We start from the raw sequence: 25,150 nt of genomic DNA, 5'->3' as shown, positions 1-25,150 counted from the left end.
TGCTCGGCTCCCCGGGACTGTCCGGCGGACGCTACGGCTCGGCCGGCGGCGCGGTCCCCACCCCGCCGCTCGCGGCCGGGCGCTGGTCCGCGCTTCCCACACCCGAGCTCGACGCCACGACCCACGCCCGCGCCACCGCGGAGTTGCTGCTGGACAGGTATGGCGTGGTCACCCGCGGATCCGTCATGGCCGAGAATATCCTCGGCGGATTCGGGCTCATGTACAAGGTCCTGGCCCGGCTGGAGGAGGCCGGACGGTGCAGGCGCGGGTACTTCATCGAACATCTGGGTGCCGCCCAGTTCGCCGTGCCCGCCACCGTCGACCGGCTGCGTTCGTACACCGATGACGCCCAGCTGGCCAAGCCGGAACCCGTGGCGCTGGCCCTGGCGGCGACCGACCCGGCCAACCCCTACGGCGCGGCCCTGTCGTGGCCTGCCGGCAATGTCGAGGCCGGAAGCGGGCACCGCCCGGGGCGGAAGGCGGGTGCACTCGTGGTACTGGTCGACGGCGCGCTGGTGCTGTACGTGGAACGTGGAGGCAAGACGTTGCTGGTGTTCACGGAAGACGAATCCGTCCTCGCCGCCGCAGCGGGCGCCCTCGTGGACGTGGTGAAGCGCGGTGCCGTGGACAAGCTCGTCATGGAAAAGGTCAACGGCCACGGCATCCTCGACACTCCTGCGGCGTCTGCGCTGACGGCCGCCGGGGCCTATTCCACACCGAAGGGACTGAGGATCCGTGCCTGAAGGCGACTCCGTCTGGCGCGCCGCCAACCAGCTGCACGCTGCCCTCGCCGGCCAGAAGCTTCTCGCATCCGACTTCCGGGTGCCCCGCTTCGCCACGCTGAACCTGGCCGGCTGGACCATGGAGGAGGTTATCCCCCGCGGCAAGCACCTGCTGATGCGACTGGTGGGACCGGCCGAGGAGCGGCTGACCATCCACTCGCACCTGAAGATGGAGGGCAGCTGGCAGGTCTACCCGCCCGGGGGCAGGTGGCGGAAGCCGGGATTCACGGCCCGGTGCGTCCTCCGCACGGACGTTGCAGACGCCGTCGGATTTTCCCTGGGCCTGCTTGAGGTGATCAAGACCAGCGAAGAAGACAAAGCCGTGGGCTTCCTCGGCCCGGACCTGCTAGGCCCGGACTGGGACCCGGCCGAGGCCGAGCGCCGCGTGGCGGCCCGGCCCGACGTACCGGTGGGGGTGGCACTGCTGGACCAGAGCAACCTCGCCGGCATCGGAAACATCTACCGCTGCGAGGTGTGCTTCCTGGCCGGCATCCACCCGGCATCACCGGCGGCCGCCGTGAAGGACTGGCCGGCGATATTTGCCGATGCCAAGCAGCTGCTCGAGGCCAACCTCGGACCGGGCCGCCGGACCACCGTGGTCAACGCCCGCGGAACTCCGGTGGGCCGTGCGGCCGGCCGGCCGGGCTACTGGGTGTACCGGCGCGAGCACCAGCCGTGCCTGCGCTGCCGCACGCCCATCCGCCGCGCCGTGCTGGGGAAGAGTGTCCCGGGCAGAAGCGGTGCAGGAACCGGGATTGCGGGCAGTCCCGGCAGCGCGACCACTGCCGTCACGGAGGAACGCGACATCTACTTCTGCCCGAAGTGTCAGCCGTTATTGAGCGGCCCCGACGCGTAACGACGACGCGCGTCAGGAAGCGGCGACCGGTTCCTCCGGCTGATCTTCACGGTTCCCGGACTTTGCCTTGACGGTTCCACCAGCGGCGGCCGGTTCCCGGGCCGGAACCAGGAAGTACGGCAGCAGGAGCTGGACCAGCGGGCCGATCGCCAGCGCGTAAACCACAGTGCCCACTCCGACAGAGCCGCCGAGGAGCCAGCCCGCGGCGAGCACCACCACCTCGATCAGCGTCCGGGACAGGCGCACGGACCAGCCGGTGCGCCGGGCCAGGCCCGTCATGAGCCCGTCACGGGCGCCGGGGCCGAAGCGGGCGCCGATGTAGCAGGCCGAGGCGACGCCGTTGAGCACCACGGCACCGCCAAGCATCGCGATCTGGCCGCCGAGGTGGGAAAACACGGGGATCAGGGCAAGCCCGACATCGGCGAAGACGCCCACGAGGATGGCATTGCAGAGCGTGCCGAAGCCCGGCCGCTGCCGCAGCGGGATCCACAGCAGCAGCACCAGGAAACTGACAATGATGACCACCGCGCCGATGCTCAGGCCTGTCTTGCCGGCAACGCCCTGATGGAACACGTCCCAGGGGTCCAGCCCGAGCCCGGCCCGGATAAACATAGCCAGCGAAATACCGTACATGGCGAGGCCGGTGAAGAGCTGTACGAGTCTGCGGATCATCATTGAACCATCCTGAGGCACAACTGGCCTTGTTTTCCATGGCCAGTTTGAAATACTGGCCTCATGTCCGGATCTCTCACACCCACCGCCCTCGCCCGTCTCCTGGGGCAGTGGCACCGCGGCCACGCACCCGCGTACCGGGAACTGGCCGACGTCGTGCGTCTTTTGGTCTTGGACGGCCGCATCCCGCTGGGCACTGCGCTGCCCAGCGAACGGACACTGTCCGCCACCCTCTCCGTCAGCCGCACCACCGTGACGGCGGCGTACGCGAGCCTGCGTGAACAGGGGTTCCTGACCACCGGCCAGGGCACTCGGGGCCGCACGTGCCTGCCGCGGACGGCCTACACGGCAGGACAGCAGCGGGACTCCCGCGCTGGCATGTCGGGGGCGCCGGGCCTGGCCGTTCCCGACGGCGTCATCGACCTCGCGTACGCGTCGCTCCCGGCCAGCGGCGAATCGGTCCACCAGGCCTTCGCCGCCGCCCTCACGGAACTGCCTGCCCTGCTGCCCGGCTTCGGCTACGACGCCGTGGGCGTGCCGGCGCTTCGGGAGGCGATTGCCAGGCACTATGCCGACGCCGGCGTGCCCACCGCAGCCGGGCAGATCCTGGTGACGTCCGGCGCGCAGCATGCGCTGAACATCGTGCTGCGGGCGCTGGTCGGCAAACAGGACAAGGTCCTCGTGGAGCAGCCGACCTACCCGAACGCGCTCGACGCCATCCGTGCGACGGGCTGCCGCATCGTGCCGGTCCCCCTTCCGCCAACGCCGGAGCGGGGCTGGGACATGGACTCGGTCGAGTCTGCCCTGACGCAGCAGCGGCCCCGCATGTTCTATACGGTCTCGGATTTCCACAACCCCACCGGCCGGCTGATGCCCGACGCGCAGCGCCGGCGGCTGGTCCGTGCCGCCGCGGCCTCGGGCACTGTCCTGGTGGTGGACGAGACGCTCCGTGAACTGAATCTCGACGGCGGCACAACGGCGCCGCTGGCTTCCTTCAGTTCGTCCGTGGTGTCCATAGGATCGCTGAGCAAATCGCACTGGGCTGGCATGCGCACGGGCTGGATCCGTGCATCGGAGAGCCTGATTCAGCGGTTCGCGGCAGTCCGGACCACGATGGATCTGGGCGGCCCGGTGGTGGAGCAGCTTGCAGCGGCCCATCTGGTGCGCAACCTGGCCGATCCCCTGCCGGCCCGGCTGTCCGCACTCCGGGACAACCGCTCTGCGCTGCTGGACCTGCTCAAGGTCCACCTGCCCCTGTGGGAGGCGGAGAAGCCCGACGGCGGTCTTGCCGTCTGGTGCCGGCTGCCGTCGCCCAGCAGCACGGCGCTGACGGTCATCGCCCCGGAACTCGGTATCCGCCTCGCTGCCGGTCCGCGCTTCGGCGTGGGCGGGGTGTTCGAGAACTTCCTTCGCATTCCGTTCACGCTGCCGCCGGACCAGCTGGAGACGGCAGTCCTCGCGCTGCGTGCAGCCCAGGCCAGGCTCGACGCCGCCCCGCAGCTGAGGCGTTCACTCCGGGACTCCCACGCCGCCGCCATCGCCTGACCTCGGGCGGCTAACGGCCTACGCGTAGACCTTGCCTAGGAACCCGCCCCAGGCTTCGGCGGTGGCCTCGGAATCACCGCTGCCGCTGAAGTCGTGGACGGTCATGCCCACGGGTGCGCCGAACGCATTGCGGCCGAAGAAGCGGTAGAGGGCGTCCCCGGTCCGGAGGCCCAGGAAGTTCGCGTTGGAGAAGTCCACCTGCCCGGTGAGCCGCCCGACGCCGTCGACCTTCACATCAAAACCGTCGCCCTGCGACGCACTATCCACGCCGAGCGCCTTCTTGAGCTGCGCAAAGCCGTCAGGCGTCTGCGAAGCGGCGGGCGCCTGGACATCCGTGAAAACCACGGGCTGGCCGTCGAAGTGCTTCAGGTACTGGCCCAGGGTGTGGAGGTAGAACTCCGTGTGTTTGCTGGCGCCGTCGTACTGCTGGTCCCAGTCGTCCGCGAAGATGCCGCTGTGGACGTAGTGGAGCCTGGCCCGGCCGCCGTCGACCGGCTCCAGTACATGCTCGAGCTGGTTGAACCAGCCGTCCGGACCGTCCATGCGCGACACCAGGTGGTGCGGATACTCCTCCACAGTCTTCACGTCCGGCCACTGGTCGGTCGGGAACATCCAGCCCGGCGTGCCCTTGGTGACGGCTTCCCAGACCCGCTCCGGGGTGCCGGGCAGCTCGGTGTCAAAAACAATTTCGAATTTCCGGTCGTCAGTCATTGTCCTGCCCCTTAGCTGGAATGGTTTTGGTTGAGTCCTGTGTTTCGGGCTTGAGCGCCGGGTGAAGCGCGACGACGAGCCTGTGCTTCCGTCCGCCGGCGCCGGCGTGGTGGTACTTGTCCACGAGCCGGGTGACCGCCACGCCCAGATCCTCGGCGAACGCGGCCCGGTCGGCCGCGCTGCGGAAGGTGACTTCGCCGTCGATAGCGAACGTGGCCAGTGTCTGCCGCGCGGCGGCAGCACCGGCAATGAGCTTCCCCATTTCCTGGACCATGCGGCCGGCGAGCGCCAGCAGCCAGAAGGCCGAGAACCGGTCCGCGAAACGGCGCGGGTCCGGCGCCACCGACTGCAGCGCCACCGGGGAGATGAGGTAGGAGGCTGCCGTTGCCCGCAGTACGCGCTCGGTGACGTTGCCCTTGCGGCGCTCCTCCACCAGCTCCACGAGGCCGTGCCGCTCGAGTGCCTTGAGGTGGTAGTTCACCTTTTGCCGCGGCAGCCCAACCTTCGCGGCGAGCTGCGTGGCCGAGCCGGGCTCGGCCAGCTCCTGGAGGATGCGGGTCCGGATTGGATCCAGCGAAGCCTCCGCCGCCGCCGGGTCCTCGATCACTTCGATGTCCAACATGGTTCAAGTATCCTCACCGACAATTTTATTTGTCAATAATATTTTTCTCGTCCGTCGCCGTTTCGACGGTTCCCTGCAGATTCGACGCGGGTCGTCGTGTGCGCAGGGAACCGTCGAAACGGGGCTGCAATGAGCAGGAACCGCGCGCAAAGTAGAATGGACCGGTGATGCAATCCCCCCTTCCCGTGCGCGACGGCGTGAACGCGACCCGCCTGCGCCTCCCGGACGGGGGCCCCTGGGACACCGCAATGGACTACATGATGCACCGCTGGGGCCACATCGACCCCCAGGGCATCGAGGACCGGTTCGACGCCGGCGAGATCGTGGGCGAGGGCGGCATCCCCCTGCACCGCGGCACCAGGCTCGAGGACCACACCTTCATCTGGTACTACCGCACGCTCCCGCCGGAAACCCGGCTGCCCGTGGAGCTGAACATCCTGCACCAGGACGAGCACATCCTGGTGGTAGACAAACCGCACTTCCTGCCCACCACCCCGGGCGGCACGTACATCCAGGAATCGGCGCTGGTCCGGCTCCGCAACCAGCTGGACCTCCCGGACCTGATCCCGATGCACCGCCTGGACCGCATGACGGCGGGCATCCTCCTGCTCTCGACCAACCCCGAGACCCGCGGGAAGTACCAGGTTCTCTTCGAGAAGCGCCAGGTCCAGAAGGAGTACGAGTGCGTGTCCGCGGCTGAACCGGCTGCCGGACATCCCGCCGTCGACTTCCCGGTGGTGGTCCGCAACCGGATGACGAAGTCCCGCAGCTACCTTCTGGCGGAGGTCATCGACGGCGAGCCTAACGCGGAAACCCGCATCGACCTGCTGCGGACGTTCGACGGTGCCGACGCCGGTGGCCATCCGCCAGCCGGGGCAGGACGCCGTGGCCTTTACCGGCTCGAACCGCATTCAGGGAAAACCCACCAGCTCCGCGTGCACATGGCCTCTCTGGGGCTGGGCATCCTGCACGATTCGTTCTACCCCGAGCTGCTGGACAAGGCGCCCGACGACTACACCAAGCCGCTCCAGCTGCTGGCACGCGGCATCCGGTTCGTGGACCCCATCACCAAGGAACCCGTCGAGTACCGCAGCCGCCTCCAACTCAGCGAAGTCCGCTAGCCAGGCCGACGTCCCACCGAACCTCATCCGCTAGGGAGCACCTTCAAGGACATACCGAAAGTCCGCCACGGTTTCCGGGCCAAAAAGCACGAACTCCACCAACTCCACGCCCTGTTCTCCGCCTTCTTCAGAGCGTGCGACATAGGATCGGACGGCGTCGAACGCCACCTGCGCCACCTGGCGGGCGTCCCAGCCGTAGACCCCCGCGCCTACCGCGGGAAAAGCCAGCGACCGGACACCCAGGCCCTCGGCAACCCGCAGGCTCTCGGTGAAACAGGACGCGAGCAGCGCGGGGTTTGTCTGCCCGGCGTGGCGGTTGGGCCCGACGGTGTGGATGACCCAGCGCGCCGGCAGCCCGAACCCTGGGGTCGCCACCGCAGCGCCCACCGGCAGACCGTCCTGCAGCGTCGTTGCCCGCAGCTCGCGGCAGGCCGCCAGCAGCTCGGGCCCAGCCGCCCGATGGATCGCCCCGTCCACACCCCCGCCACCCAGCAACGAAGAGTTGGCGGCATTCACCACCGCGTCCACCGGCCGTCCGGTGATATCACCCTCAACGATCTCTATCCGCATGCAGCCAGTGTGGCATTGCCAACCGGCCACGGCGAAGGGGTCCGCCACGCGTCGGAGTTCGACCGGGTGTCGGAGTCCTGCCAGCTGCCGGAGTCCTGCCGTGGCCGTCCGCCCAGCGCGTTCCCGCTCCGGGTGCGGTACGTTGTGCAAATGGACTTCGGCAACCCGGACACCTGGAGCACGGCGATCTACTTCTGGATCATTCCGGCCGTCCTGGGCGATGCCATTTTTCCGCCCATCCCGTCCGAGATGGTCCTGATCACGGGCGGTGCCCTGTCCGCCGAGGGACGCGCAAACCTGTTCCTGGTGGGCCTCCTGTCCGCCTCCGCATCGTGGCTGGGTGACGTGGTGGTGTTCCAGCTGTTCAAGCGCCGGCTGAGCCACATCCTGGACCGCTGGACGTGGGGCCGGAAGATCCACCGCGGCATCCACGAGGCCATCGCCAAGGCGGGCCGCTCCTCCGCTTACGGCACCATCATCGGGGCCCGCTTTATCCCGGGAGGACGGCTGGCGACGTCGGCCGCCGCAGGCATCGCCGACGTCTCCACCCGGGGCTTCAGCCTGTGCGCCGCCCTGGGAGCGGTCCTGTGGGCGACGTGGCTCGTGGGCCTCGGCTTCTTCACGGGCTCCGCAACGGGGCTGCCCTTTTGGGCGAGTTCGCTGATCGGTGTGGCCGTTGGCCTGGTGATTGGCGCCGTCGTGGGTCTGATCGTCACGCGCCGCCGCGGCGACCGCTCCCCCGTGGACGAGCCGGGCAGTGCCCCCGCTCCGGACCATTAGGGTCGGGGCAAACAAAGGTCCGGGCGGCGAAGCCCTAAACGGGCGCCCAGCGGCCGCGGCTGCGGCGAAGCACCGCAAGCGAGCCTGTCAGCGCAACGCGTTCGACGGCGTCGCGCATCACGGCTGCCGACTCCCGCGCCGCGCTGTTCTCACTGTTGTATTCGGTCGGCTCCACGAGGAACCGCAGGTTGAGTTGCGGCACGCCCCCGGCCAGTTCCAGCTGGTGCGACTCCACATGGTGCCGGGACCTGAGCGACTCGACGGCGGTGTCCATCACGGTCTCGGGACGGTTGCCCGGCTTCAGCCCGGTGATCTTGAGTCTGGTCTGGAACGACGGCATCCTCCCACACTAGCGCCAGGCGCGAGAGGCACGGCGCGTTGGATGCAGCGCCAACGGATAATTAACGCCCCAAGGTCCGGCCCCGGAAGGGCCCTAACTGTCCGTTCGAAGCGGGGAATGGCGGGCGGATATTCGGACGGTTGCGTTTTCTCTGGCGCGAGCCTATCTTGGCAAAAAGGGGCGCGATCATGCACGAACTCTCCATCACGCAGGGCCTTGTCGACGCCGTTCTGGACCGCACAGGTGAACGGACGGTCACTGCGGTCAACCTAAAGATCGGTCCCCTTTCCGGCGTACTGGCTGATGCCGTGCGTTTTTGTTTTGACGTGGCAGCGGCCGGCACTCCGCTGGCTGGCGCGCGGCTGCAGATCGACGAACCGCGGGGCCGCGGACGGTGCCGCAGCTGCCAGGACGAATTCACCCTGAGCGATCTCATTCTGCTTTGCCCTTGCGGAAGCGCGGACGTCGAAGTCCTCAGCGGCCGCGAGCTGATGCTGATGTCCGTGGAGGTGGCATAGGGCATGTGTACAACATGCGGTTGCGGCGACGAGGCCGGCACCCGCATTTCAAACCTCGCAGGAGAACTGCAAACACCACCCGGGCAGGGGCACCTGCACAGTCATGCCGATGAGCACGGGCGCACGTACACCCATGAGCACGGGCACGCCGACGGGCACCACCATGCGGCAGCGGGCACAGAAACCGTCGTGCTCGAGCAGAACCTGCTGGCCAAGAACGACCTGCTGGCCGCCACGAACCGCGGCTGGCTTGCCGGCCGCGGAGTCCGCGCCTTCAACGTCATGAGTTCACCCGGTGCCGGCAAGACCACCCTCCTGGTCCGCACGCTTACCGAACTCGGCGGGCGCCTGGACGCAGGTGTCATCGAAGGGGACCAGGAGACGTCCCTCGACGCGGACCGCATCCGCGCCACCGGGCGCCCCGTCATCCAGATCAATACCGGAGCCGGCTGCCATCTCGACGCCGACATGCTGCGGCACGGCCTCGATGCGCTGTCGCCAGAGCCGGGCTCCACGGTCTTCATTGAAAATGTGGGCAACCTCGTCTGCCCCGCGCTTTTTGACCTCGGCGAAACGGCCAAGGTGGTGATCGTCTCGGTAACGGAAGGTGATGACAAACCCCAGAAATACCCGCACATGTTCATGGCAGCCGACCTCGTGATCGTCAACAAATCGGACCTGCTTCCCTACGTCGACTTCGACGTCGACCTATGCCTGCGCCGGATCCGGCAGATCAATCCGCGGGCCGAATTCCTCACCCTGTCCGCCGCCACCGGCGAAGGCCTCGCCGCCTGGTACGGCTGGCTCGACGGCGCCACCTCCCAAGCGGCGGCGCCCACCTCAGGGAAGCGGTCAGTTCCCTTGACCGCTTCCCTGACAGAAGCACACTGAAACCCCAGCAGGGGCACTGAAAGAGGCAACGATGCCTACGGAAACTTCCCTCAAGGCCGAAGAAGCCCTTATCCACGTGCTGTGGATCAACGCAGGGCTCAGTTGTGACGGCGACTCGGTCGCCCTGACCGCGGCCACCCAGCCGAGCGTCGAGGAAATTGCCCTCGGGTCGCTGCCCGGCCTGCCGAAGATCGCCATGCACTGGCCGCTGATCGACTTCGAATGCGGCCCGCAGGAAGGGGCCGACGATTTCCTGGAATGGTTCCGCAAGGCGGACCGGGGCGAACTTGAACCGTTCGTGCTGGTGGTCGAGGGATCCATTCCCAACGAAAAACTCCACGACCCCGGCGGCTACTGGTGCGGGTTCGGCAATGACCTCGAGACCGGCCAGCCCATCACCACCAGCGAGTGGCTGGACCGTCTGGCACCCAAGGCCACCGCGATCATCGCCGCCGGAACCTGCGCAACCTACGGCGGCATCCACGCCATGGCCGGCAATCCGACCGGCGCCATGGGCGTGCCGGACTACCTCGGCTACGACTGGAAGTCCAAGGCCGGCATCCCCATCGTGTGTTTGCCAGGATGCCCGATCCAGCCAGACAACCTCTCCGAAACCATGACGTACCTGCTCTACCAGGCCACCGGCCAGGCACCGATGATTCCGCTGGATGAGGCACTGCGACCCACCTGGCTGTTCGGCAAGACGGTCCACGAGGGCTGCGACCGGGCCGGCTACTACGAGCAGGGCGACTTCGCCAGCGAGTACGGCTCCCCCAAGTGCATCGTCAAGCTCGGCTGCTGGGGCCCGGTGGTGAAGTGCAACGTGCCCAAGCGCGGCTGGATGAACGGCATTGGCGGCTGCCCCAACGTCGGCGGCATCTGCATCGGCTGCACCATGCCCGGCTTCCCTGACAAGTTCATGCCCTTCATGGACGAGCCTCCCGGCGGCAGGTTTTCCACCAGCACCATCCGGCCCTACGGCTCCGCCATCCGGACCTTGCGGGGCATCACGACGCACACCCTGGACCAGGAGCCCAAGTGGCGCCGGCCCGGACCCGAGCTCCTCACCGGGGCCCGGCGCACCTGGTAACCCACCCAATTCCAGACAGGCGAAGACAATGACGTCCACAATTCCCATGGGTTCCGGAAGCGGAACGGGTAACGACAACCTGGTGGAAATGAACTGGGATCCCATCACCAGGATCGTCGGCAGCCTCGGCATCTACACAAAGATCGACTTCGAGAACAACCAGGTCGTGGAATGCAAGAGCACCTCCTCGATCTTCCGCGGCTACTCCCTCTTCATGAAAGGCAAGGACCCGAGGGACGCCCACTTCATCACCAGCCGCATCTGCGGGATCTGCGGCGACAACCACGCCACCTGCTCCTGCTATACGCAAAACATGGCCTACGGCGTCAAGCCCCCGAACCTTGGGGAATGGATCGTCAACCTGGGCGAAGCCGCCGAGTACATGTTCGACCACAACATCTTCCAGGAAAACCTCGTTGGCGTGGACTACTGCGAAAAGATGGTCTCCGAAACCAACCCCGGCGTCCTCGCCAAGGCGGAAAACACCCGGGCACCCCATGAGTCCGACCACGGCTACCGGACCATCGCCGACATCATGCGCTCGCTGAACCCCTTCACCGGCGAGTTCTACCGGGAGGCCCTGCAGGTTAGCCGGGCCACCCGTGAGATGTTCTGCCTGATGGAGGGCCGCCACGTGCACCCCTCCACGCTCTATCCGGGCGGTGTGGGGACGGTGGCCACGATCCAACTGATGACGGACTACCTCACCCGGCTCATGCGCTACGTCGAGTTCATGAAGAAGGTCGTTCCGATGCACGACGACCTGTTCGACTTCTTCTACGAGGCACTGCCGGGCTATGAGCAGGTGGGGCTCCGGCGGACGCTGCTGGGCTGCTGGGGGTCGCTGCAGGACCCGGACTACTGCAACTTCGAATACAAGGACATGACCGAGTGGGGCCGGAAGATGTTCGTCACCCCGGGCGTGGTGGTGGACGGCAAACTGGTCACCACCGACCTGGTGCGCATCAACCTGGGCCTGCGGATCATGCTCGGCTCCTCGTACTACGAGGACTGGGAGGACCAGGAAATGTTCGTCACCCACGATCCGCTGGGGAACCCGGTGGACCGCAGGCACCCGTGGAACCAGCACACCAACCCGCGGCCGCAGAAGCGCGACCTCTCGGACAAGTACAGCTGGGTCATGTCCCCGCGCTGGTTCGACGGCCAGGACAACCTGGCCCTGGATACCGGCGGCGGCCCGCTCGCACGGCTCTGGGCCACCGCGCTCGCCGGACTCGTGGACATCGGCTACCTCAAGGCCACCGGCAGGAGCGTCCAGATCAACCTGCCCAAGACTGCTCTGAAGGGACCCGTCACCTTCGAGTGGAACATCCCGCAGTGGAGCAATACGCTCGAACGCAACCGCGCCCGCACCTACTTCCAGGCCTACGCCGCGGCTGCTGCGCTGCACTTCGCGGAAAAGGCCCTCGAGGAAATCCGGGCCGGCCGCACCAAGACGTGGGAAACCTTCGAGGTCCCGGATGAAGGCATCGGCTGCGGCTTCACCGAGGCGGTCCGCGGCGTCCTGTCCCACCACATGGTGATCCGCGACGGCAAGATCGCCAACTACCACCCTTACCCGCCCACCCCCTGGAATGCCAGCCCCACCGACTCCAACGGCGTTTCCGGCCCCTACGAGGACGCGGTCCAGGGGCAGCCGATCTTTGAGGAGAACGACCGGGAGCACTTCAAGGGAATCGACATCATGCGGACCGTCCGCAGCTTCGATCCCTGCCTGCCCTGCGGTGTCCACATGTACCTGGGCAACGGGCAGACGCTGGACATGCTCCACTCCCCCACCCAGACCCTGACCGGCGAGTAGGCCATGCTCGGCGGGGACCGGCCGGCGCTGCAAAGCGGCGACCAAATAGGCACACTCCTTGACGCCCTCGGCGCCGGCGGGGCGGTGGCCCGCGGCCGTGCCGAGGACCTGGTCCGGCAGGTGACAGACCTTTACGGCGCGGGACTGCAGCGGATCATGGAGATCCTGCAGGCCCATGGAAAGCTCGACGACGTCACTCTGGAAGCGCTGACCGCTGACAATCTGGTGGCCGGCCTCCTGGTGATCCACGGGCTGCACCCCCATTCACTGGAGGCACGGGTGGCCGCGGCGCTGGACAGTGTCCGGCCCTACCTTGGCTCCCACGGCGGCGACGTGGAGCTCGAAGGCATCAGTCCCGACGGCGTGGTGCGGCTCAAGCTGCTCGGCACCTGCCAGGGGTGCCCGTCGTCGTCCGTCACCCTCAAGTACGCCGTCGAGGAGGCCATCCAGAACGCCGCCCCCGAGGTGGCGGCCATCGACGTCGTCGAAGCGGAAAAACAGCCGGGCGCCCCGGCGCTGATTCCGGTGGACTCGTTGCTGGTCCGGGTGAACAATCCGGCGGGCGGCACGCCCGCAGAATCCTGGCACGACATGTCCGGCGGCACGTGGGAACCGGTTCCGGAGATCGCCGGGCTCGAACCCGGCGAGGTGGCAGGCTTCCTGGTCGGCGGCTACGCGGTGCTGGCCTGCCGCACCGGGCAGGACATCTACGCGTACCGCGACTACTGCCCCCGCTGCACAGGCTCGATGGCCGGCGCCGTCCTCCAGCGCGCCCTCGCGGCACCGGTTGGCGGAGGCCTGCTCACCTGCCCCACCTGCCGCGGCCACTTTGATGTGCGGCGGGCGGGCACCTGCCTCGAGGACAAGGACCTGCACCTGGAGCCGCTTCCCCTGCTGGTCCGGAGCGGAGTGATGTCCGTGGCGGTCCCGACGGTGTCCGTGCAGTCCGGGCCGTTGCCGGTATCCCCGGCACCGGCAGCCCCGGCAGCCGTGACGCCGGTGCAGGCAATCCCGCTGGTGACACCGGCCCGGCTGGAACCCGTCCCGGCGGCGGTGTCCGTGCAGTCGGTACCTGCGGCTGAGGCGGCCGTGCCAGCAGCGGAGTCCGTGCAGTCGGCACCTGCGGCTGAGGCAGCCGTGCCCACCTCGACGCCGGCACCCGGTATGGCCCCTGAACTACAGGCAGCCGGCGGACAGGACCGCTGAGATGAACATGGAGAACGGAGGAGGTACAGGGCGCGGCCCGGAAAGCGGCCAGGCCAACGGCACCTTGCCGGTGGCCTTACTGCGGCGAATTTCGGCGAACCGGCCTGCTCCCGCCGCCGGGGAATGCTGCGAAATGTGCGGCGAACCGATTTCCGATGCACACCAGCACGTGGTGGACTTGGGGAGCCACGCGATGATGTGCACCTGCCGGCCCTGCTACCTCCTCTTCACCGATGCGACGGCCCATATGCGCTACCGCTCGGTGCCGGACAGATACCTCTCCTTCCCCGGCTTCGATCTCGGCCCTGGGCAGTGGGACGAACTGGAAATTCCGGTGGGCCTGGCGTTCTTCTTCCACAGTTCCAAACTCGGCCGCACGGTGGCGTTCTACCCGGGCCCGGCCGGGGCCACCGAATCGGAACTGCCCCTCGCCGCCTGGGACGCCGTGCTGGCCCGCAACCCGGCCCTCGGCCTCGCGGCGCCGGACACCGAGGCGCTGCTGATCCGCGGCCCGGGCAGGGCCGCAGCGGACTGCCACCTCGTTCCGGTGGACGCCTGCTACGAACTGGTGGGCCGGCTCCGCCGCCTCTGGCGGGGGTTCGACGGCGGCCAGGAGGCGCGCGATGAGCTCGCCGCCTTCTTCGACCGGATCTCCCGGCGCAGCGTTCCGGCGCCGGCAGATTCCGCCAGCCCGGCATCCGCGAGCGCCGCATCGGGTCGCGAAGCATCCGACAGTACGGGGTCCGGCGCGGGAGGCTTCCGGTGACGGAGCTTTCCTTCGCCGTGCTGGAGATCCGGCCCGAACCCTACGCCGCCGCCCCGCAAATGACGGCCAGGTTGCAGGTGACGGAAAGCACCGGTGCCACCGTGCACGCAGTGGCGCTCCGCTGCCAGGTCCGGATCCTGCCGCAGCGCCGCGGCTACGGGCCGGAGGAGGAGACAGGCCTGCTGGACCTCTTCGGCGGCCGCGGCCGCTGGCCCACCACGCTCAAGTCGTTCGTCTGGATGCAGTGCAGCGCCATGGTGCAGGGTTTCACGGGCAGCACCGAGGCGGACCTCCCACTGCCCTGCACCTTTGATTTCGACGTGGCCGCCGCCAAATACCTGCATGCCCTACGCGATGGCGAGATACCGCTGGAGCTGCTGTTCTCCGGCACCGTGTTCACTAAAGGGCAGACCGGGTTCAGCGTGGAACAGGTGCCGTGGGACCTCGAAGCGTCGTATGAGCTGCCGGTCACCGCCTGGCGCAGCCTGATGGACCAGTACTTCCCCAACGCCGGATGGATCCGCCTGGACCGCGACGTCCTGGCAGCACTCGCCCGGTACAAGTCCGCCGCGGGCCTCACGTCGTGGGAAGCCGCGGTGGAGACGCTGCTCGCCCAGGCCACGGCCGATGTGTCCGGAGAACGGCCATGAACACCAGCCTGGCCCTTGCCCGTGCCGTCGCCGACGCCGTCCTCTACGAGGGCTACCTGCTCTACCCCTACCGCGCCTCCGCCCAGAAGAACCAGATCCGCTGGCAGTTCGGGATCCTGGGTCCGCCGGGCGCCGCGGAGGACGGCAGCGGGGAGGAACCGTCCCTGAGCGCCGACTGCCTGCTTGCCCCCGGCCCCGAGGCCGGGCTTGAAATCCACTTCCGCTTCCTGCAGCTGCAGACGCGCACGGCAGAAAAAGCGGGCGACGGCGGCGGGTTTACTCCCGTGGACAGCCTCACCGTGGGCGGTGCGAACTGGCTGAGCTGGGACGAGGCCGTCGAACAGGAAATTGCGTTCGGGCCGTTCTCCGTGGCCCAGCTCCGGGCCGGACAGGTCCTGCCCGTGGAGGTACCGGAGGGACTCGACGTCGAGGAGCTCAGGGACGACGCCGGGAGGCCGGCCGGCCGGCTGGTGCGCCGCCGTCGTGCTCTCCACGGCGAACTGCGGCTGACCGCCGCCGAAGAGTCCGGCGGGCTGCTGCGGCTCACCGTCACCGCGGCCAACACTGCCCATCCGCTGTCGGGCGGTCCCCTGCCGTCCCATCCCCTGCCGGCCGGGAACCGGCAGGACGCCACCGCGGTCTCCTTCATCGGGGCCCACGTGCTGCTCGGCGTGCGGGACGGGGATTTCGTCTCGCTGCTGGACCCGCCAGCTTGGGCACAGCCAGCGGCCGGGCGGTGTTCCCAGCACCGCTGCTGGCCGGTGCTGGCCGGCCCCGAAGGCCAGACCGACGTGCTGCTGGTCTCGCCCATCATTCTCTACGACCATCCCGCCGTCGCCCCGGAAAGTTCGGTGGCGCTGTACGACTCCACCGAAATCGACGAGATCCTCACCCTGCGGGTGCTGACGCTGACCGACGAGGAAAAGGCCGAGGCACGGGCGACGGACCCGCGGGGCGCCGCCGTCATCGACCGCTGTGAGGCGATGTCACCGGAAGATCTCCAGCAGCTGCACGGCGCCCTGCGGAACCCGCACGCTTTCGCCGCGGATCCCGATGACACCGCCGCCGGAACCGCCGCCGCCGAATCGTGGAGCACGGCCAGCCACGACGTTCCATGGTGGAATCCGGAGGCGGAGGCCCGTGTCCGGCCGGACCAGGACGCCGTCGTGATCGACGGCGTGGCAGTGGCGCGCGGCAGCCGGGTGCGTGTGCACCCGAACCGGCGCGCCGACGCCCAGGACCTGTTCTTCGGCGGACAGACCGGGCGGGTCACCAGCGTGCACTTCGACGTCGACGGCAGCACCCACGTCGGACTCGTCCTCGAGCAGGATCCGGCGGCCGACCTCCACGAGGGCTACGGCCGGTCCTTCTACTATGCGCCGGACGAACTGGAGCCGCTGGAGGGAAAGGAAAACCCGCAATGAAGGCAATAGGAATGGCCACTGTTTCAGTGCTGGCAGCGATGGCCCTCTGGGGCATCTACGTCGGGATCCGGGCAGTTCCGGACATCCGGCGGTACATGAAAGTGCGGCGGATGTGACCGGCGGCGTCCTCGTGGCCGGCGTCGGGAACCTGTTCCTGCACGACGACGGCTTCGGCCCCGAGGTGGCACGGCACCTCGCCGGCCATCCGCAGCAGCCGCTGGCCCCCGGCGTCCGCGTCGTGGACTACGGCATCCGCGGCATGCACCTGGCCTACGATCTCCTCGCCGGCGTCGACCTCCTGGTCCTCGTGGACACGGTCCCGGCGGACGGGAACTCGGCCCCGGGCAGCATCCGCGTGCTCCAGGTCAGCGCGGCTGACGTGGATGGCCGGGCCATGCTCGATCCCCACGGCATGGACCCGGCGGCCGTGCTGGGCCGGCTTCGATCCATGGGCGGGAGCCTCCCGGCCACGTACGTGGTGGGCTGTGTCCCCGCAGACCTGACCGAAGGCATCGGCCTCTCGCCAGCGGTGGCCGCTGCGGTGCCCGAGGCAGCCGCCGCCGTCGTGTCCCTGCTCGGCCGGCACTCTTCCACTCCAAACCGGTTCTCCACTTTGAAGTAGGGCGGTGTCTGTACATGTGCCTTGGAATACCCGGCAGGGTCGTTGAACTCCTCGAGGGGTACGGCGGCCAGCTCGCACTCGTCGATGTGGCCGGAGTGCAGCGGAAGATCAACATCGGGCTGCTGGATGAGGGCCCCCTGGAACCCGGCACCTGGGTCCTGATCCACATGGGCTTCGCGCTGGAACGCGTGGACGCCGCGGGCGCGGAACAGGCCATGGACGGACTGGAGCTGATGGGCCGCCCGGCGGTCACCGGACCCGGATCCCAGCCGGCACAACCACCACAAGGAGAGCAGCATGTCACCCACGAACCAGCCTGACCCCGCCGGCGACGAAACGGGCACCGCCCAGGAAACCGAAAAGGGCGCGGCAGAAGGCACCGCCCCAGGGACAGCCCGGGCCTTCGGCAGCGAACCGCCGCTGAAGGAACCCGCCCAGCCCGGAGCCGACGAAACCCCTGAAGACGCGGCACCCGCTCCGGCTGGCGTCGGCGTCAGCACCACCCGCAGGGGCGAGGACGTCATCAAGAAGGAGGGCACCGAACCGGGACGCGAGCACACAGGAACCGATGATTCGCCTGCCGGCCGGCCAACCGGCGAGTCGTCCGCCCGCGATGCGACGGCCGTCAAGACCCCCAAGCATTCCGACGGTGCCGCGCCGCAGTCACCGTAGGCCACAGTCACCGTAGCGTGCCGCTTTTGCTGCTCGCAGGGCTGGTGGCCGGGCGCTGCTGCCCGGCGCTAGTGTTCGAGCGCTATGGCTGCGCCGCGGTGTTCGACGCCGCTGTTGGCAATCCGGAGATGCCGCGCCGTAAAGTGCTTGAGCTGCTGCAGCTGGTGGGTGGAGAGGCGGTCGCACACCCAGTCCCAGTGCAGTGAGACGACGTCGCCTACGGCCAGCCCGGCCACGAAGCCGGTCCCGTTCACGGCAAATTTGGCTGATTCCACCACGGGTTCGCCGACGTCCAGGGCTGTGCCGTCCCAGACCAGCGGCCGGGACCGCACCACGGCGTCGTCCCCGGAGATCGCGAGCACCTGCCCCCAGCGGATCCGGCACCTGTCCAGCACGTTCAGCGCGGTGGCGTGCCGGCGTTCATCGCGGAGCAGGCCCAGCCACGGGTAAATTTCGAACACGTGGAAACTGTGGTGCGGGACCCCGCCCGCCAGCACGCCTTCCACCAGATGCGGGAACTGCCGGCCGGTGCGCGCCCGGAACCTGTCCTCCATGGAATTGCCCAGGTTCGTGATGCCGACTGTATCCAGGAGGCTGTTGCCCACCCAGTAGGCCTCCACCACGCGGGCGTCCAGCGGATCGGCGATGCCATGCGATCCGGCGATCAGTTCGAGGTAGGGCCACGCGCCGGCAAAGCCCTTGGCAAGTTCGCGGAGCCCCTGGTCCGTGACACCGGACTGCCCGTAGTGCAGCAGGGCGTCGCTGTCCGGTGGGCCGCAACTGCCCCGTGAATTGGGCGGATAAGCATAGCGGACGAACAACTGGGCACCATCGATAACCATCCCGTGGCCACCTTCTGCGAGCGTCCTCTGAAAGTAACACCGGGCCCTGACCCGGACAAGAGGACATGGCGCCGACAAGGGACCGGCCGCGGGCCGGCGGGTCCGGGCAGCTGGACCGGCACGTCGCCGAACGCAGGAGAAAGCGTTGACAGCCCTGGCCCTGGAGCGGATGCTGTGAAGACCCACGCGCAGGGAGTCAACGATGACAGCTGCAGACCTAAACCGCCGCGCCGCCCTACAGGTGTTCGTTGCGGGCGGCTCCGCCGCCCTGCTGGCCGGATGCGGCGCATCCGGCACCGCCCCGCCGTCGTCCCCTGCGGGCAGCACCAACAGCATCAGCCTCACCGACCAGCGCGGCAAGACCCTGTCCTTTGACCGGCCGGTGGCCCGGGTGGTGACTATCCCGATGCCGTCGGCGTCCCTGCTGGTCGCCGTCGACCGCAGCGCCGACCATCTCGCGGCCATGCACAACGCGTCCTGGGTGGCCATGCGCGACGGCATCATGGGCTCCATGTTTCCCGCCGCCCTGGACCTGCCGCACGACATCGCCACCCAGGACTTCACCGCCAACGCTGAGAGCATCCGGGCCCTCAACCCGGACGTGGTGGTCCAATGGTCGGACGCGCCACTCATCGAGCCCCTGGAGAAGGCGGGGCTTCAGGTTCTGGGGCTGAAAAACTCCGGTACTCAGGAGGACGTGGACGCCTGGGTCACCATGTTCGCCGCCATGCTCGGCAAGCCCGAACGTGCCACCGAGCTCAAGACCCGGAGCGACCGGGAGCTTGCCGAGGTCAAGTCCCTGGCGGCCGGGCGGTCTTCCAAAGGGCCGAGCATCCTGTACTTCAACCGCTTCACCGGCGGTCTCAAGGTCGCCGGCGCCAACAGCTACAACGACTACTACATCAAGCTGGTGGGCGGCTCCAACCCGCCAACCGGCAAGGACCCGCTGACCGGTTCCGGGATGGTGGGCGTGGACATCGAGCAGGTCCTGCGCTGGGACCCCGAGGTCATCCTGCTGGGCAACTTCGACGCCGCCATGCCGCAGGACATCTACTCGGACCCCGTGTGGCAGAACGTGGCCGCGGTCCGCTCGAAGCGCGTGTACAAAGTTCCGCTGGGCGGCTACCGCTGGGATCCGCCCGGGCAGGAGTCGGCGCTGATGTGGCACTGGTTGGGCGACATCGCCTTCCCGCAGCAGAGGTCGGCGGTGCGGAGCAAGGCCTCCGAATACTTCAGGTTCCTGTACAACCACGAGCTCACGAAGACTGAACTGGACAAGATTCTCTGGACCGCGGAGAACGGGCAGTCCGCCAACTACCGGCAGTTCAATGCTTGATGAACAAACGCTTGGGAAACGGGAGGCGGGAGAGCGACGGCGGGAACCCGCCGTCGTCGTTCCCATCGCCTTAACTGCCTGCTTCCTTGCCGCCGTGGCGCTGCTGGCACTGGCGGTGGGGCGGTACAGCGTGCCGCTGGACCACGTGGTCCAGATCCTGGCCACCCAACTCGCGCCGGTTCAGGTCCAGGCCAGCGGCACTGAACAGAATGTGGTGCTGCTGGTCCGGCTGCCCCGGGTCCTGCTGGCGTTGCTGGTGGGCGGCGGCCTGGCGATCGGCGGCGCAGCGCTGCAGGCCATTTTCCGCAATCCCCTGGTCAGCCCCGAGATCATCGGTGTGTCCGCCGGCGCGTCCTTCGGCGGTGCCCTGGCGCTGCTGCTCGGGCTGGGTCCGCTCCTCCTGGTGGGCGGCTCATTTGTGTGCGGGCTGCTGGCACTCGGGACCCTGTTCCTGATCACCTCGGGCCGCGCCGGGACGCCGATGCTCATGATTGTGCTCGGCGGCGTGGTCACGGGATCGTTCTTCTCGGCGCTGGTGGCCCTGGTGACCTACATTGCGGACCCCAACACCACGCTGCCCGCCATCGTCTTCTGGCTGCTGGGCAGCGTATCCACGGCAACCTTCGCCAAAGTGGCGGTGGCCCTGATCCCAGTCCTTGGCGGGGCCGCCGTCCTCGTTGCCCTGCGCTGGCGGATCAACGTGCTGTCCCTCGGCGACGAGGACGCGGCCGCCCTGGGTGTGCGCCCGCGTCCGCTCCGGTGGGTGGTGCTCGTTGCGGTGGCGCTGATTGTGGCCGGCGCAGTGGCGGTCAGCGGCGCCGTGAGCTGGGTCGGCCTGGTGATCCCGCACCTTGCCCGGATGTGGGTGGGGCCGGACCACCGTGTCCTTCTACCGGTGTCCTTCCTGCTGGGCGGCGCCTACATCGTTTTGGTGGACACCATCGCCCGCACCGCCACCGCCGGGGAGATCCCGCTCGGGGTCCTCACGGCCCTGATCGGCGCGCCCGTGTTCTTCCTGCTCCTGCGCCGGAACCGGGAGAGGGTCTGGGACAGTGCTTGAACTCGACGCCGTGGGCTTCGGCTACTCGCCCCGCGACTGGGTGTTCCGCGGCGTCAGCTTCCGGGTGCCGCCGGGGACCGCCACCGCCGTCTTGGGCCCCAACGGCAGCGGCAAGACCACGCTGGTGCGCTGTGCCGCCGGGTTGCTGGACCCGCAGGAGGGAACGGTCCGGCGGAGTGAGAGCGCCGGCTACGTCCCGCAGGCCCACGGCAGCGCCTTTGCCTACCGGGCGCTGGACATGGTCCTGATGGGGCGGGCGCGGCACGTTGGCGTGTTCCGGACGCCCGGGCCATCCGACCACGACGCAGCTCTGGACGCGATGGAGCGGGTGGGCGCTGCAGGGCTGCGGGACCGGCGTTTCCCCACCCTCAGCGGAGGCGAGCAGCAGCTTATACTGATCGCCCGGGCCATCGCCGCCGGTTCGCCAATCCTAGTGCTGGACGAACCCGCCACCGGCCTGGACCTCAAGAACCAGGCACGCGTCCTGACGCTGCTGCGGGAACTGATGGCCGACGGGATGGCCCTGCTCCTGAGCACCCACCATCCAGACCACGCCCTGCACCTGGCCGACCGGGTGGTCCTGTTGGGTCGCTCGGGTGTGCGGACCGGACACGCGGCGGAACTCCTGACCGACGCCGAACTCTCAGCCCTCTATGGTGTGCGCGTGAGCACCGTGGCCTATTCCGACGACGGCGACGGTGTCCCCAGCACGACGCCCCGCCGGACCATCGTGGTGCACTACGGCAGCTGACCCTCTCTCACTTTCCGCAGCAATTCCATCGACGCTGGCTCACGTGCTGCCGCCCAAACGCAAACGCTGTCGCACCGAACTTTTTCGGTGCGAGAGCGTCCGGGAAAAACCGGTCAAAAGTGAGAGAGCGTTTGGGAAAACCGGCGAAAGGAGAGAGGGCGTCCGGGCTACCCGGTGTTGCGGAGGCCTGCTGCCACACCGTTGACGGTGATGAGCATGGCCCGCTGCAGGCGCTCGTCGATCTCGCCCGCGGCCATGCTGGCACCTTCCGCCCGCACGCGGCGGAGCAGTTCCACCTGGAGGTAGCTGATCGGGTCGAGGTACTGGTCGCGGATTTCCAGGGACCGCTTGAGTGTGGGCTGGGCGTCCAGCAGCAGGTTTTCGCCGGTGAGGTTCTGGATCTCGGAGACGGTGAGTTCATACTCCTCGCGGATGGTGCGGAAAAGATGGTGCAGTTCCGCCGGGACCAGGGTGTCAACGTAGTATCCGGCGATCTCCATGTCCGTCTTGGCGAGGGTCATCTCCACGTTGGACAGCACCGAGCGGAAGAAGTGCCAGCCGTGCATCATCTCCACGAGCTGGGCCGAGTTCCCGGCTTCCCGTGCCGCTTTCAGCCCGGAGCCGACGCCGAACCAGCCCGGCACGATCTGCCGTGACTGGGTCCACCCGAACACCCACGGGATGGCACGCAGGCCGCCGAGCCCGGCTCCGGAATCCGGGCGCTTGGACGGGCGGGAACCAATGTTCAGCGAACCGAGCTGCTCCACCGGCGTCGAGGCCAGGAAGTAGGCCGGCAGGTCGGGGTGGTCGATGAGGCTGCGATAACGGGCGAACGCGGCGTCGGAAATGGTCTCCATGACATGCCCGAACCGCTCGCGCTGGTCGTCCGAGGTGCGCGGCGTGCGGTGCAGCGCCGATCCCTGCAGCACGGCGGCGAGGGACAGCTCCAGGTTTTCCCGGGCAAGTTCCGGCAGGGAGTACTTGTCCGAGATGACCTCGCCCTGTTCGGTGAACTTGATTTCGCCTTCGAGGACGCCGTTCGGCTGCGCCATGATGGCGTCGTAGGTGGGTCCGCCGCCGCGGCCCACGGAACCACCGCGGCCGTGGAACAGGCGCACGCGGACGCCGTGCTTGGAAGCGATGTCGCGCAGCTTCCGCTGGGTCTTGTGGATTTCCCACTGGCTGGTCATCACGCCGGATTCCTTGTTGGAGTCCGAGTAGCCGAGCATGACCTCCTGGACATCCCCGCGGAGCCGGACCAGCTCACGGTAGGACGGGTCGGACAGCAGCTGGTCCACGATCTCCGCCGAGGCGCGCAGTTCCTCGACGGTCTCCAGCAGCGGCGCGAAGCCGATCTTGGCGTACGGGGCGTCGCCGAAGATGCTGACCAGGCCGGCCTCTCGCGCCAGCACCGCGGCAGCCAGGACATCGTCGGCGCCGCGCGTCATGGAGATGATGTAGGTCTCGATGACGTCCGGGCCGTATGTGCGCAGGGCGCGGCGGATCTCACGGAAGACGTCGTACGTGCCGTCAGCGGCGCCGTCGAGCTTAATCGGGTGGCCGGAGAGCGGACGGCGGGAGGCGAGCTCGGCGCTCAGGACCTCGAGGCGCTCGCCCCGGGTCAGTTCTGCATAGCGGATGCCGGGACCGCCGAGGCGGTCCATGAGCTGACCGACGGCGTCGTGGTGGTGGTCGGCGTGCTCGCGGATGTCGAGGGTGGCCAGGTGGAGGCCGAAGGAGGCGATGGCGCGGCGGACACGTGCCAGCGCGCCGTCCGCGGCAAGGGACGCCGAGTGGTTGCGCAGGGACAGTTCCAGCAGTTCGAGTTCGGCGATGAGCTCCTCGGTGGAGGTGTAGTCACGCCCCGGCTGGTGCCTGGACCCTGCGGCCACCCGCTTGCCGGTGTTGATGAGCTTGGCCTTGATGCAGGTCAGCTTCAGCCGGTAGGGCTCCTGGGCATTGAGTTCCAGGATGCGGCGGTCCAGGCCGGGCAGCTTCGCGAGGTCGGCGTCGATCGAATCGAGGAGCGCCTGGTCGGCGCCGGCGAGGGCGGTGGAGTTGGACAGGACGGAGATGAGTTCGTCGATCATGGCGATGCTGATCCGCACCGCATGCTGGTTCTGCAGCTGCAGGATCTCGTGCGTGACGGCGGCGGTGACGTTGGGGTTGCCGTCGCGGTCACCGCCGATCCAGGAGCCGAAGCGGATCGGAGCATTCTGGGCCGGCAGTGTGACGCCGTGTTCGTCGAGGAGTTCGGAGAAATCCGTCAGCATCTCCGGCAGCGCATCGGTCAGGATGCTGTCGAGGTAGTAGATGGCGTTGCGGGCCTCGTCCACGGGAGTGGGCCGGACCTGGCGCAGCTCGTCCGTCTGCCACATCTGGTCGATCATTTCGGACAGCTGGCGGTCCTGCCGGCGCCGGGCGCTGGTGCCCTCCTCGGTGGGCTGGGCCAGCACGTCCGAGAGCTTGCGGATCTTGTCCAGCACCGAGCGGCGGGACGCCTCGGTGGGGTGCGCGGTGAAGATCGGGCGCACATCCAGCTCGTTGACCACTTCCTGCAGCACCGCTGGACCGGCCTGCCCCGCGATGTCCTCGACGGCCTTGGCCAGCCAGCCGTCCTTCTCCTGCCTGGTGCGCAGCCCGCGGACCCGGTGGACCTGTTCGGCGGCGTTGGCGAGGTGGAAGTAGAAGGCGAAGGCCCGGACCAGGTCGGTCGCCTGCTCGAGCGGCAGGGAGGCGAGCAGCTCGCGGACCTGGGCCACGACGTCGTGCGCGCTCCAGGGGCCGGTGGCCTCCGCTCCGCCGCGGGCGGCCTCCTTGGATTCCTTGGTGAGCAGGCGCACCTGCTCCACCAGGTCGAGGAGCTCGGGGCCGTGCTGGCGGACCAGGGATTCGCCCAGCAGGGTGGAGACTCGGCGTACGTCGGCGCGGAGTTCGGCGGCGAGATCTGTTTCTGAATTCATTGCAGTGTCAGCCATGGAAACTATCTTTCGAGTGTTCGACTTTGGCTCGTACACTGCGCTGGATACTGTGAGCCCGGTTACTGTTCCTATGGGATGTTACCCGCAGCCGGCCGAAGCCCGGGAATATGTCTCAGATGCTGTCGGGTCCTTGAACCGGAACGGCCGGTGGCTGTAGAGGGGCCGCGGGCAACCGGATCCGGCCCGAATACGGACCGTTCGCCTCCGGTCCGGGACCCGCGCTGGGCGCTTCATGCCGCTTTCGTTTCTGTTCCTCCCGCGCCGCCAGCGCCTCCGAATGCGTCGGGGTGCCGGTGGCCGGATCAAACCCTGCCAGGGCGCTTCCCAGCGTTCCCGCGGCACCTTTCGGATCGACCCCCCGCTTCTGCACAGCCATCCCCGCGAGGGTCAGCGCCAACACGATGGCAACGCAAACCAGCACCGTCAGAACAGCGTCCAAGGCCATACCCCAAGGCTACGCCTGACGCGGCCCCGGTTTGACCCCTAAGCTGGCCAAATTGGCATACACCGTTGGAGGACA

Annotated in this window: 28 protein-coding genes; 20 read left to right on the top strand and 8 right to left on the bottom strand. The window is 68.2% G+C overall.

Annotated features, from left to right (window positions below):
* Positions 1-743 (top strand): Lhr family helicase (locus DBZ45_RS03055; RefSeq protein WP_440130491.1); only part of this gene is annotated, 743 nt, incomplete at its 5' end.
* On the top strand, positions 736-1,638 hold the full coding sequence (locus DBZ45_RS03050) for an Fpg/Nei family DNA glycosylase (RefSeq protein ID WP_111902490.1): 903 nt from the start codon (positions 736-738) through the stop codon (positions 1,636-1,638). The genes DBZ45_RS03055 and DBZ45_RS03050, both read left to right, overlap by 8 nt.
* A gap of 12 nt (positions 1,639-1,650) precedes the next feature.
* Here the strand turns inward: DBZ45_RS03050 and yczE are convergent, their stop codons facing one another.
* Complete coding sequence (gene yczE / locus DBZ45_RS03045) at positions 1,651-2,313, bottom strand: membrane protein YczE (RefSeq protein ID WP_111902489.1); 663 nt, start codon at positions 2,311-2,313, stop codon at positions 1,651-1,653.
* 60 nt (positions 2,314-2,373) lie between these two features.
* Between yczE and yczR the strand changes: the two genes are divergently transcribed.
* On the top strand, positions 2,374-3,855 hold the full coding sequence (yczR, locus tag DBZ45_RS03040; RefSeq protein ID WP_111902488.1) for a MocR-like transcription factor YczR: 1,482 nt from the start codon (positions 2,374-2,376) through the stop codon (positions 3,853-3,855).
* An 18-nt stretch (positions 3,856-3,873) separates the two neighbouring features.
* On the opposite strand, the gene DBZ45_RS03035 is transcribed toward yczR, so the two are convergent.
* Both DBZ45_RS03035 and DBZ45_RS03030 read right to left on the bottom strand, forming a co-directional pair.
* On the bottom strand, positions 3,874-4,566 hold the full coding sequence (locus DBZ45_RS03035; protein ID WP_111902487.1) for an SRPBCC family protein: 693 nt from the start codon (positions 4,564-4,566) through the stop codon (positions 3,874-3,876).
* Positions 4,559-5,188: a winged helix-turn-helix domain-containing protein gene (locus tag DBZ45_RS03030; RefSeq protein ID WP_111902486.1), complete on the bottom strand. Its 630-nt coding sequence runs from the start codon at positions 5,186-5,188 to the stop codon at positions 4,559-4,561. Before DBZ45_RS03030 ends, DBZ45_RS03035 begins: the two co-directional genes overlap by 8 nt.
* Positions 5,189-5,355: 167 nt before the next feature.
* On the opposite strand from DBZ45_RS03030, the gene DBZ45_RS03025 reads away from it, so the two are divergent.
* Positions 5,356-6,309, top strand: a complete 954-nt coding sequence (locus tag DBZ45_RS03025; RefSeq protein ID WP_111902485.1) for an RluA family pseudouridine synthase — start codon at positions 5,356-5,358, stop codon at positions 6,307-6,309.
* A gap of 30 nt (positions 6,310-6,339) precedes the next feature.
* Here the strand turns inward: DBZ45_RS03025 and DBZ45_RS03020 are convergent, their stop codons facing one another.
* Positions 6,340-6,879, bottom strand: a complete 540-nt coding sequence (locus DBZ45_RS03020; protein ID WP_111902484.1) for an O-acetyl-ADP-ribose deacetylase — start codon at positions 6,877-6,879, stop codon at positions 6,340-6,342.
* A 150-nt stretch (positions 6,880-7,029) separates the two neighbouring features.
* On the opposite strand from DBZ45_RS03020, the gene DBZ45_RS03015 reads away from it, so the two are divergent.
* Entirely contained in the window at positions 7,030-7,659 is a 630-nt protein-coding gene (locus DBZ45_RS03015; RefSeq protein ID WP_111902500.1) for a DedA family protein, read from the top strand.
* 34 nt (positions 7,660-7,693) lie between these two features.
* Here the strand turns inward: DBZ45_RS03015 and DBZ45_RS03010 are convergent, their stop codons facing one another.
* A complete protein-coding gene (locus DBZ45_RS03010; protein WP_111902483.1) occupies positions 7,694-7,999 on the bottom strand; it encodes a hypothetical protein in 306 nt (101 codons plus the stop codon).
* A 188-nt stretch (positions 8,000-8,187) separates the two neighbouring features.
* Here DBZ45_RS03010 and DBZ45_RS03005 point away from each other — a divergent pair, with 188 nt between their 5' ends.
* The 12 genes from DBZ45_RS03005 (at position 8,188) to DBZ45_RS02955 (ending at position 17,660) form a co-directional block, all read left to right on the top strand.
* Positions 8,188-8,517 (top strand): hydrogenase maturation nickel metallochaperone HypA/HybF, encoded by a 330-nt coding sequence (locus DBZ45_RS03005; protein ID WP_111902482.1) that lies wholly within the window; start codon positions 8,188-8,190, stop codon positions 8,515-8,517.
* A gap of 3 nt (positions 8,518-8,520) precedes the next feature.
* Positions 8,521-9,408 (top strand): hydrogenase nickel incorporation protein HypB, encoded by an 888-nt coding sequence (gene hypB, locus DBZ45_RS03000; RefSeq protein WP_111902481.1) that lies wholly within the window; start codon positions 8,521-8,523, stop codon positions 9,406-9,408.
* 31 nt (positions 9,409-9,439) lie between these two features.
* Complete coding sequence (locus DBZ45_RS02995) at positions 9,440-10,498, top strand: hydrogenase expression protein HypE (protein WP_111902480.1); 1,059 nt, start codon at positions 9,440-9,442, stop codon at positions 10,496-10,498.
* A 28-nt stretch (positions 10,499-10,526) separates the two neighbouring features.
* On the top strand, positions 10,527-12,320 hold the full coding sequence (locus tag DBZ45_RS02990; protein ID WP_111902479.1) for a nickel-dependent hydrogenase large subunit: 1,794 nt from the start codon (positions 10,527-10,529) through the stop codon (positions 12,318-12,320).
* A gap of 3 nt (positions 12,321-12,323) precedes the next feature.
* A complete protein-coding gene (locus DBZ45_RS02985) occupies positions 12,324-13,526 on the top strand; it encodes a NifU family protein (RefSeq protein WP_223256892.1) in 1,203 nt (400 codons plus the stop codon).
* Between the two features lie 133 nt (positions 13,527-13,659).
* Positions 13,660-14,292, top strand: a complete 633-nt coding sequence (locus tag DBZ45_RS02980) for a DUF5947 family protein (protein WP_262982841.1) — start codon at positions 13,660-13,662, stop codon at positions 14,290-14,292.
* A complete protein-coding gene (locus DBZ45_RS02975; protein ID WP_111902477.1) occupies positions 14,289-14,942 on the top strand; it encodes a DUF6084 family protein in 654 nt (217 codons plus the stop codon). Before DBZ45_RS02980 ends, DBZ45_RS02975 begins: the two co-directional genes overlap by 4 nt.
* A complete protein-coding gene (locus tag DBZ45_RS02970; RefSeq protein ID WP_111902476.1) occupies positions 14,939-16,366 on the top strand; it encodes a hypothetical protein in 1,428 nt (475 codons plus the stop codon). The genes DBZ45_RS02975 and DBZ45_RS02970 overlap by 4 nt, the downstream gene beginning before the upstream one ends.
* Complete coding sequence (locus tag DBZ45_RS23760; protein ID WP_373427236.1) at positions 16,363-16,482, top strand: DUF6893 family small protein; 120 nt, start codon at positions 16,363-16,365, stop codon at positions 16,480-16,482. The genes DBZ45_RS02970 and DBZ45_RS23760 overlap by 4 nt, the downstream gene beginning before the upstream one ends.
* Complete coding sequence (locus tag DBZ45_RS02965) at positions 16,479-16,988, top strand: hydrogenase maturation protease (RefSeq protein ID WP_223256891.1); 510 nt, start codon at positions 16,479-16,481, stop codon at positions 16,986-16,988. The genes DBZ45_RS23760 and DBZ45_RS02965 overlap by 4 nt, the downstream gene beginning before the upstream one ends.
* Positions 16,989-17,002: 14 nt before the next feature.
* Positions 17,003-17,308 (top strand): HypC/HybG/HupF family hydrogenase formation chaperone, encoded by a 306-nt coding sequence (locus DBZ45_RS02960; RefSeq protein WP_111902474.1) that lies wholly within the window; start codon positions 17,003-17,005, stop codon positions 17,306-17,308.
* Complete coding sequence (locus DBZ45_RS02955; RefSeq protein ID WP_111902473.1) at positions 17,286-17,660, top strand: hypothetical protein; 375 nt, start codon at positions 17,286-17,288, stop codon at positions 17,658-17,660. The genes DBZ45_RS02960 and DBZ45_RS02955 overlap by 23 nt, the downstream gene beginning before the upstream one ends.
* 68 nt (positions 17,661-17,728) lie before the next feature.
* Here DBZ45_RS02955 and DBZ45_RS02950 read toward each other — a convergent pair whose 3' ends face one another.
* Complete coding sequence (locus tag DBZ45_RS02950; protein ID WP_111902472.1) at positions 17,729-18,502, bottom strand: DUF6390 family protein; 774 nt, start codon at positions 18,500-18,502, stop codon at positions 17,729-17,731.
* Between the two features lie 202 nt (positions 18,503-18,704).
* Between DBZ45_RS02950 and DBZ45_RS02945 the strand changes: the two genes are divergently transcribed.
* Genes DBZ45_RS02945 through DBZ45_RS02935 form a run of 3 tightly spaced genes read left to right on the top strand, consistent with a single transcriptional unit; the run spans position 18,705 to position 21,649 of the window.
* Positions 18,705-19,838, top strand: coding sequence for an ABC transporter substrate-binding protein (locus DBZ45_RS02945; protein ID WP_111902471.1), 1,134 nt, complete (start codon positions 18,705-18,707; stop codon positions 19,836-19,838).
* On the top strand, positions 19,831-20,898 hold the full coding sequence (locus DBZ45_RS02940; RefSeq protein WP_111902470.1) for a FecCD family ABC transporter permease: 1,068 nt from the start codon (positions 19,831-19,833) through the stop codon (positions 20,896-20,898). Before DBZ45_RS02945 ends, DBZ45_RS02940 begins: the two co-directional genes overlap by 8 nt.
* Positions 20,891-21,649 (top strand): ABC transporter ATP-binding protein, encoded by a 759-nt coding sequence (locus DBZ45_RS02935; RefSeq protein ID WP_111902469.1) that lies wholly within the window; start codon positions 20,891-20,893, stop codon positions 21,647-21,649. The genes DBZ45_RS02940 and DBZ45_RS02935 overlap by 8 nt, the downstream gene beginning before the upstream one ends.
* A gap of 167 nt (positions 21,650-21,816) precedes the next feature.
* Here the strand turns inward: DBZ45_RS02935 and ppc are convergent, their stop codons facing one another.
* Together ppc and DBZ45_RS02925 are read right to left on the bottom strand one after the other, a co-directional pair.
* Positions 21,817-24,627: a phosphoenolpyruvate carboxylase gene (ppc, locus tag DBZ45_RS02930; RefSeq protein ID WP_111902468.1), complete on the bottom strand. Its 2,811-nt coding sequence runs from the start codon at positions 24,625-24,627 to the stop codon at positions 21,817-21,819.
* 115 nt (positions 24,628-24,742) lie between these two features.
* Positions 24,743-25,075, bottom strand: coding sequence for a hypothetical protein (locus DBZ45_RS02925; RefSeq protein WP_111902467.1), 333 nt, complete (start codon positions 25,073-25,075; stop codon positions 24,743-24,745).
* Between the last annotated feature and the right edge of the window lie 75 nt (positions 25,076-25,150).

Origin of the sequence: Arthrobacter globiformis, from assembly GCF_003261175.1 — a bacterium.
Taxonomy (GTDB): domain Bacteria; phylum Actinomycetota; class Actinomycetes; order Actinomycetales; family Micrococcaceae; genus Arthrobacter; species Arthrobacter globiformis_A.
This window is presented reverse-complemented; position numbering and strand designations above follow the sequence as displayed.

Coding starts and splice junctions, on each gene's coding strand:
- yczE (WP_111902489.1), bottom strand. CDS start 2,313: ATGATGATCCGCAGACTCGTACAGCTCTTCACCGGCCTCGCCATGTAC.
- DBZ45_RS02980 (WP_262982841.1), top strand. CDS start 13,660: ATGTGCGGCGAACCGATTTCCGATGCACACCAGCACGTGGTGGACTTG.
- DBZ45_RS03025 (WP_111902485.1), top strand. CDS start 5,356: ATGCAATCCCCCCTTCCCGTGCGCGACGGCGTGAACGCGACCCGCCTG.
- DBZ45_RS02985 (WP_223256892.1), top strand. CDS start 12,324: ATGCTCGGCGGGGACCGGCCGGCGCTGCAAAGCGGCGACCAAATAGGC.
- hypB (WP_111902481.1), top strand. CDS start 8,521: ATGTGTACAACATGCGGTTGCGGCGACGAGGCCGGCACCCGCATTTCA.
- DBZ45_RS03005 (WP_111902482.1), top strand. CDS start 8,188: ATGCACGAACTCTCCATCACGCAGGGCCTTGTCGACGCCGTTCTGGAC.
- DBZ45_RS02960 (WP_111902474.1), top strand. CDS start 17,003: ATGTGCCTTGGAATACCCGGCAGGGTCGTTGAACTCCTCGAGGGGTAC.
- DBZ45_RS02925 (WP_111902467.1), bottom strand. CDS start 25,075: ATGGCCTTGGACGCTGTTCTGACGGTGCTGGTTTGCGTTGCCATCGTG.
- ppc (WP_111902468.1), bottom strand. CDS start 24,627: ATGGCTGACACTGCAATGAATTCAGAAACAGATCTCGCCGCCGAACTC.
- DBZ45_RS03015 (WP_111902500.1), top strand. CDS start 7,030: ATGGACTTCGGCAACCCGGACACCTGGAGCACGGCGATCTACTTCTGG.
- DBZ45_RS02940 (WP_111902470.1), top strand. CDS start 19,831: ATGCTTGATGAACAAACGCTTGGGAAACGGGAGGCGGGAGAGCGACGG.
- DBZ45_RS03010 (WP_111902483.1), bottom strand. CDS start 7,999: ATGCCGTCGTTCCAGACCAGACTCAAGATCACCGGGCTGAAGCCGGGC.
- DBZ45_RS02970 (WP_111902476.1), top strand. CDS start 14,939: ATGAACACCAGCCTGGCCCTTGCCCGTGCCGTCGCCGACGCCGTCCTC.
- DBZ45_RS03020 (WP_111902484.1), bottom strand. CDS start 6,879: ATGCGGATAGAGATCGTTGAGGGTGATATCACCGGACGGCCGGTGGAC.
- DBZ45_RS03035 (WP_111902487.1), bottom strand. CDS start 4,566: ATGACTGACGACCGGAAATTCGAAATTGTTTTTGACACCGAGCTGCCC.
- DBZ45_RS02995 (WP_111902480.1), top strand. CDS start 9,440: ATGCCTACGGAAACTTCCCTCAAGGCCGAAGAAGCCCTTATCCACGTG.
- DBZ45_RS23760 (WP_373427236.1), top strand. CDS start 16,363: ATGAAGGCAATAGGAATGGCCACTGTTTCAGTGCTGGCAGCGATGGCC.
- DBZ45_RS02950 (WP_111902472.1), bottom strand. CDS start 18,502: ATGGTTATCGATGGTGCCCAGTTGTTCGTCCGCTATGCTTATCCGCCC.
- yczR (WP_111902488.1), top strand. CDS start 2,374: ATGTCCGGATCTCTCACACCCACCGCCCTCGCCCGTCTCCTGGGGCAG.
- DBZ45_RS02990 (WP_111902479.1), top strand. CDS start 10,527: ATGACGTCCACAATTCCCATGGGTTCCGGAAGCGGAACGGGTAACGAC.
- DBZ45_RS02955 (WP_111902473.1), top strand. CDS start 17,286: ATGTCACCCACGAACCAGCCTGACCCCGCCGGCGACGAAACGGGCACC.
- DBZ45_RS03030 (WP_111902486.1), bottom strand. CDS start 5,188: ATGTTGGACATCGAAGTGATCGAGGACCCGGCGGCGGCGGAGGCTTCG.
- DBZ45_RS02945 (WP_111902471.1), top strand. CDS start 18,705: ATGACAGCTGCAGACCTAAACCGCCGCGCCGCCCTACAGGTGTTCGTT.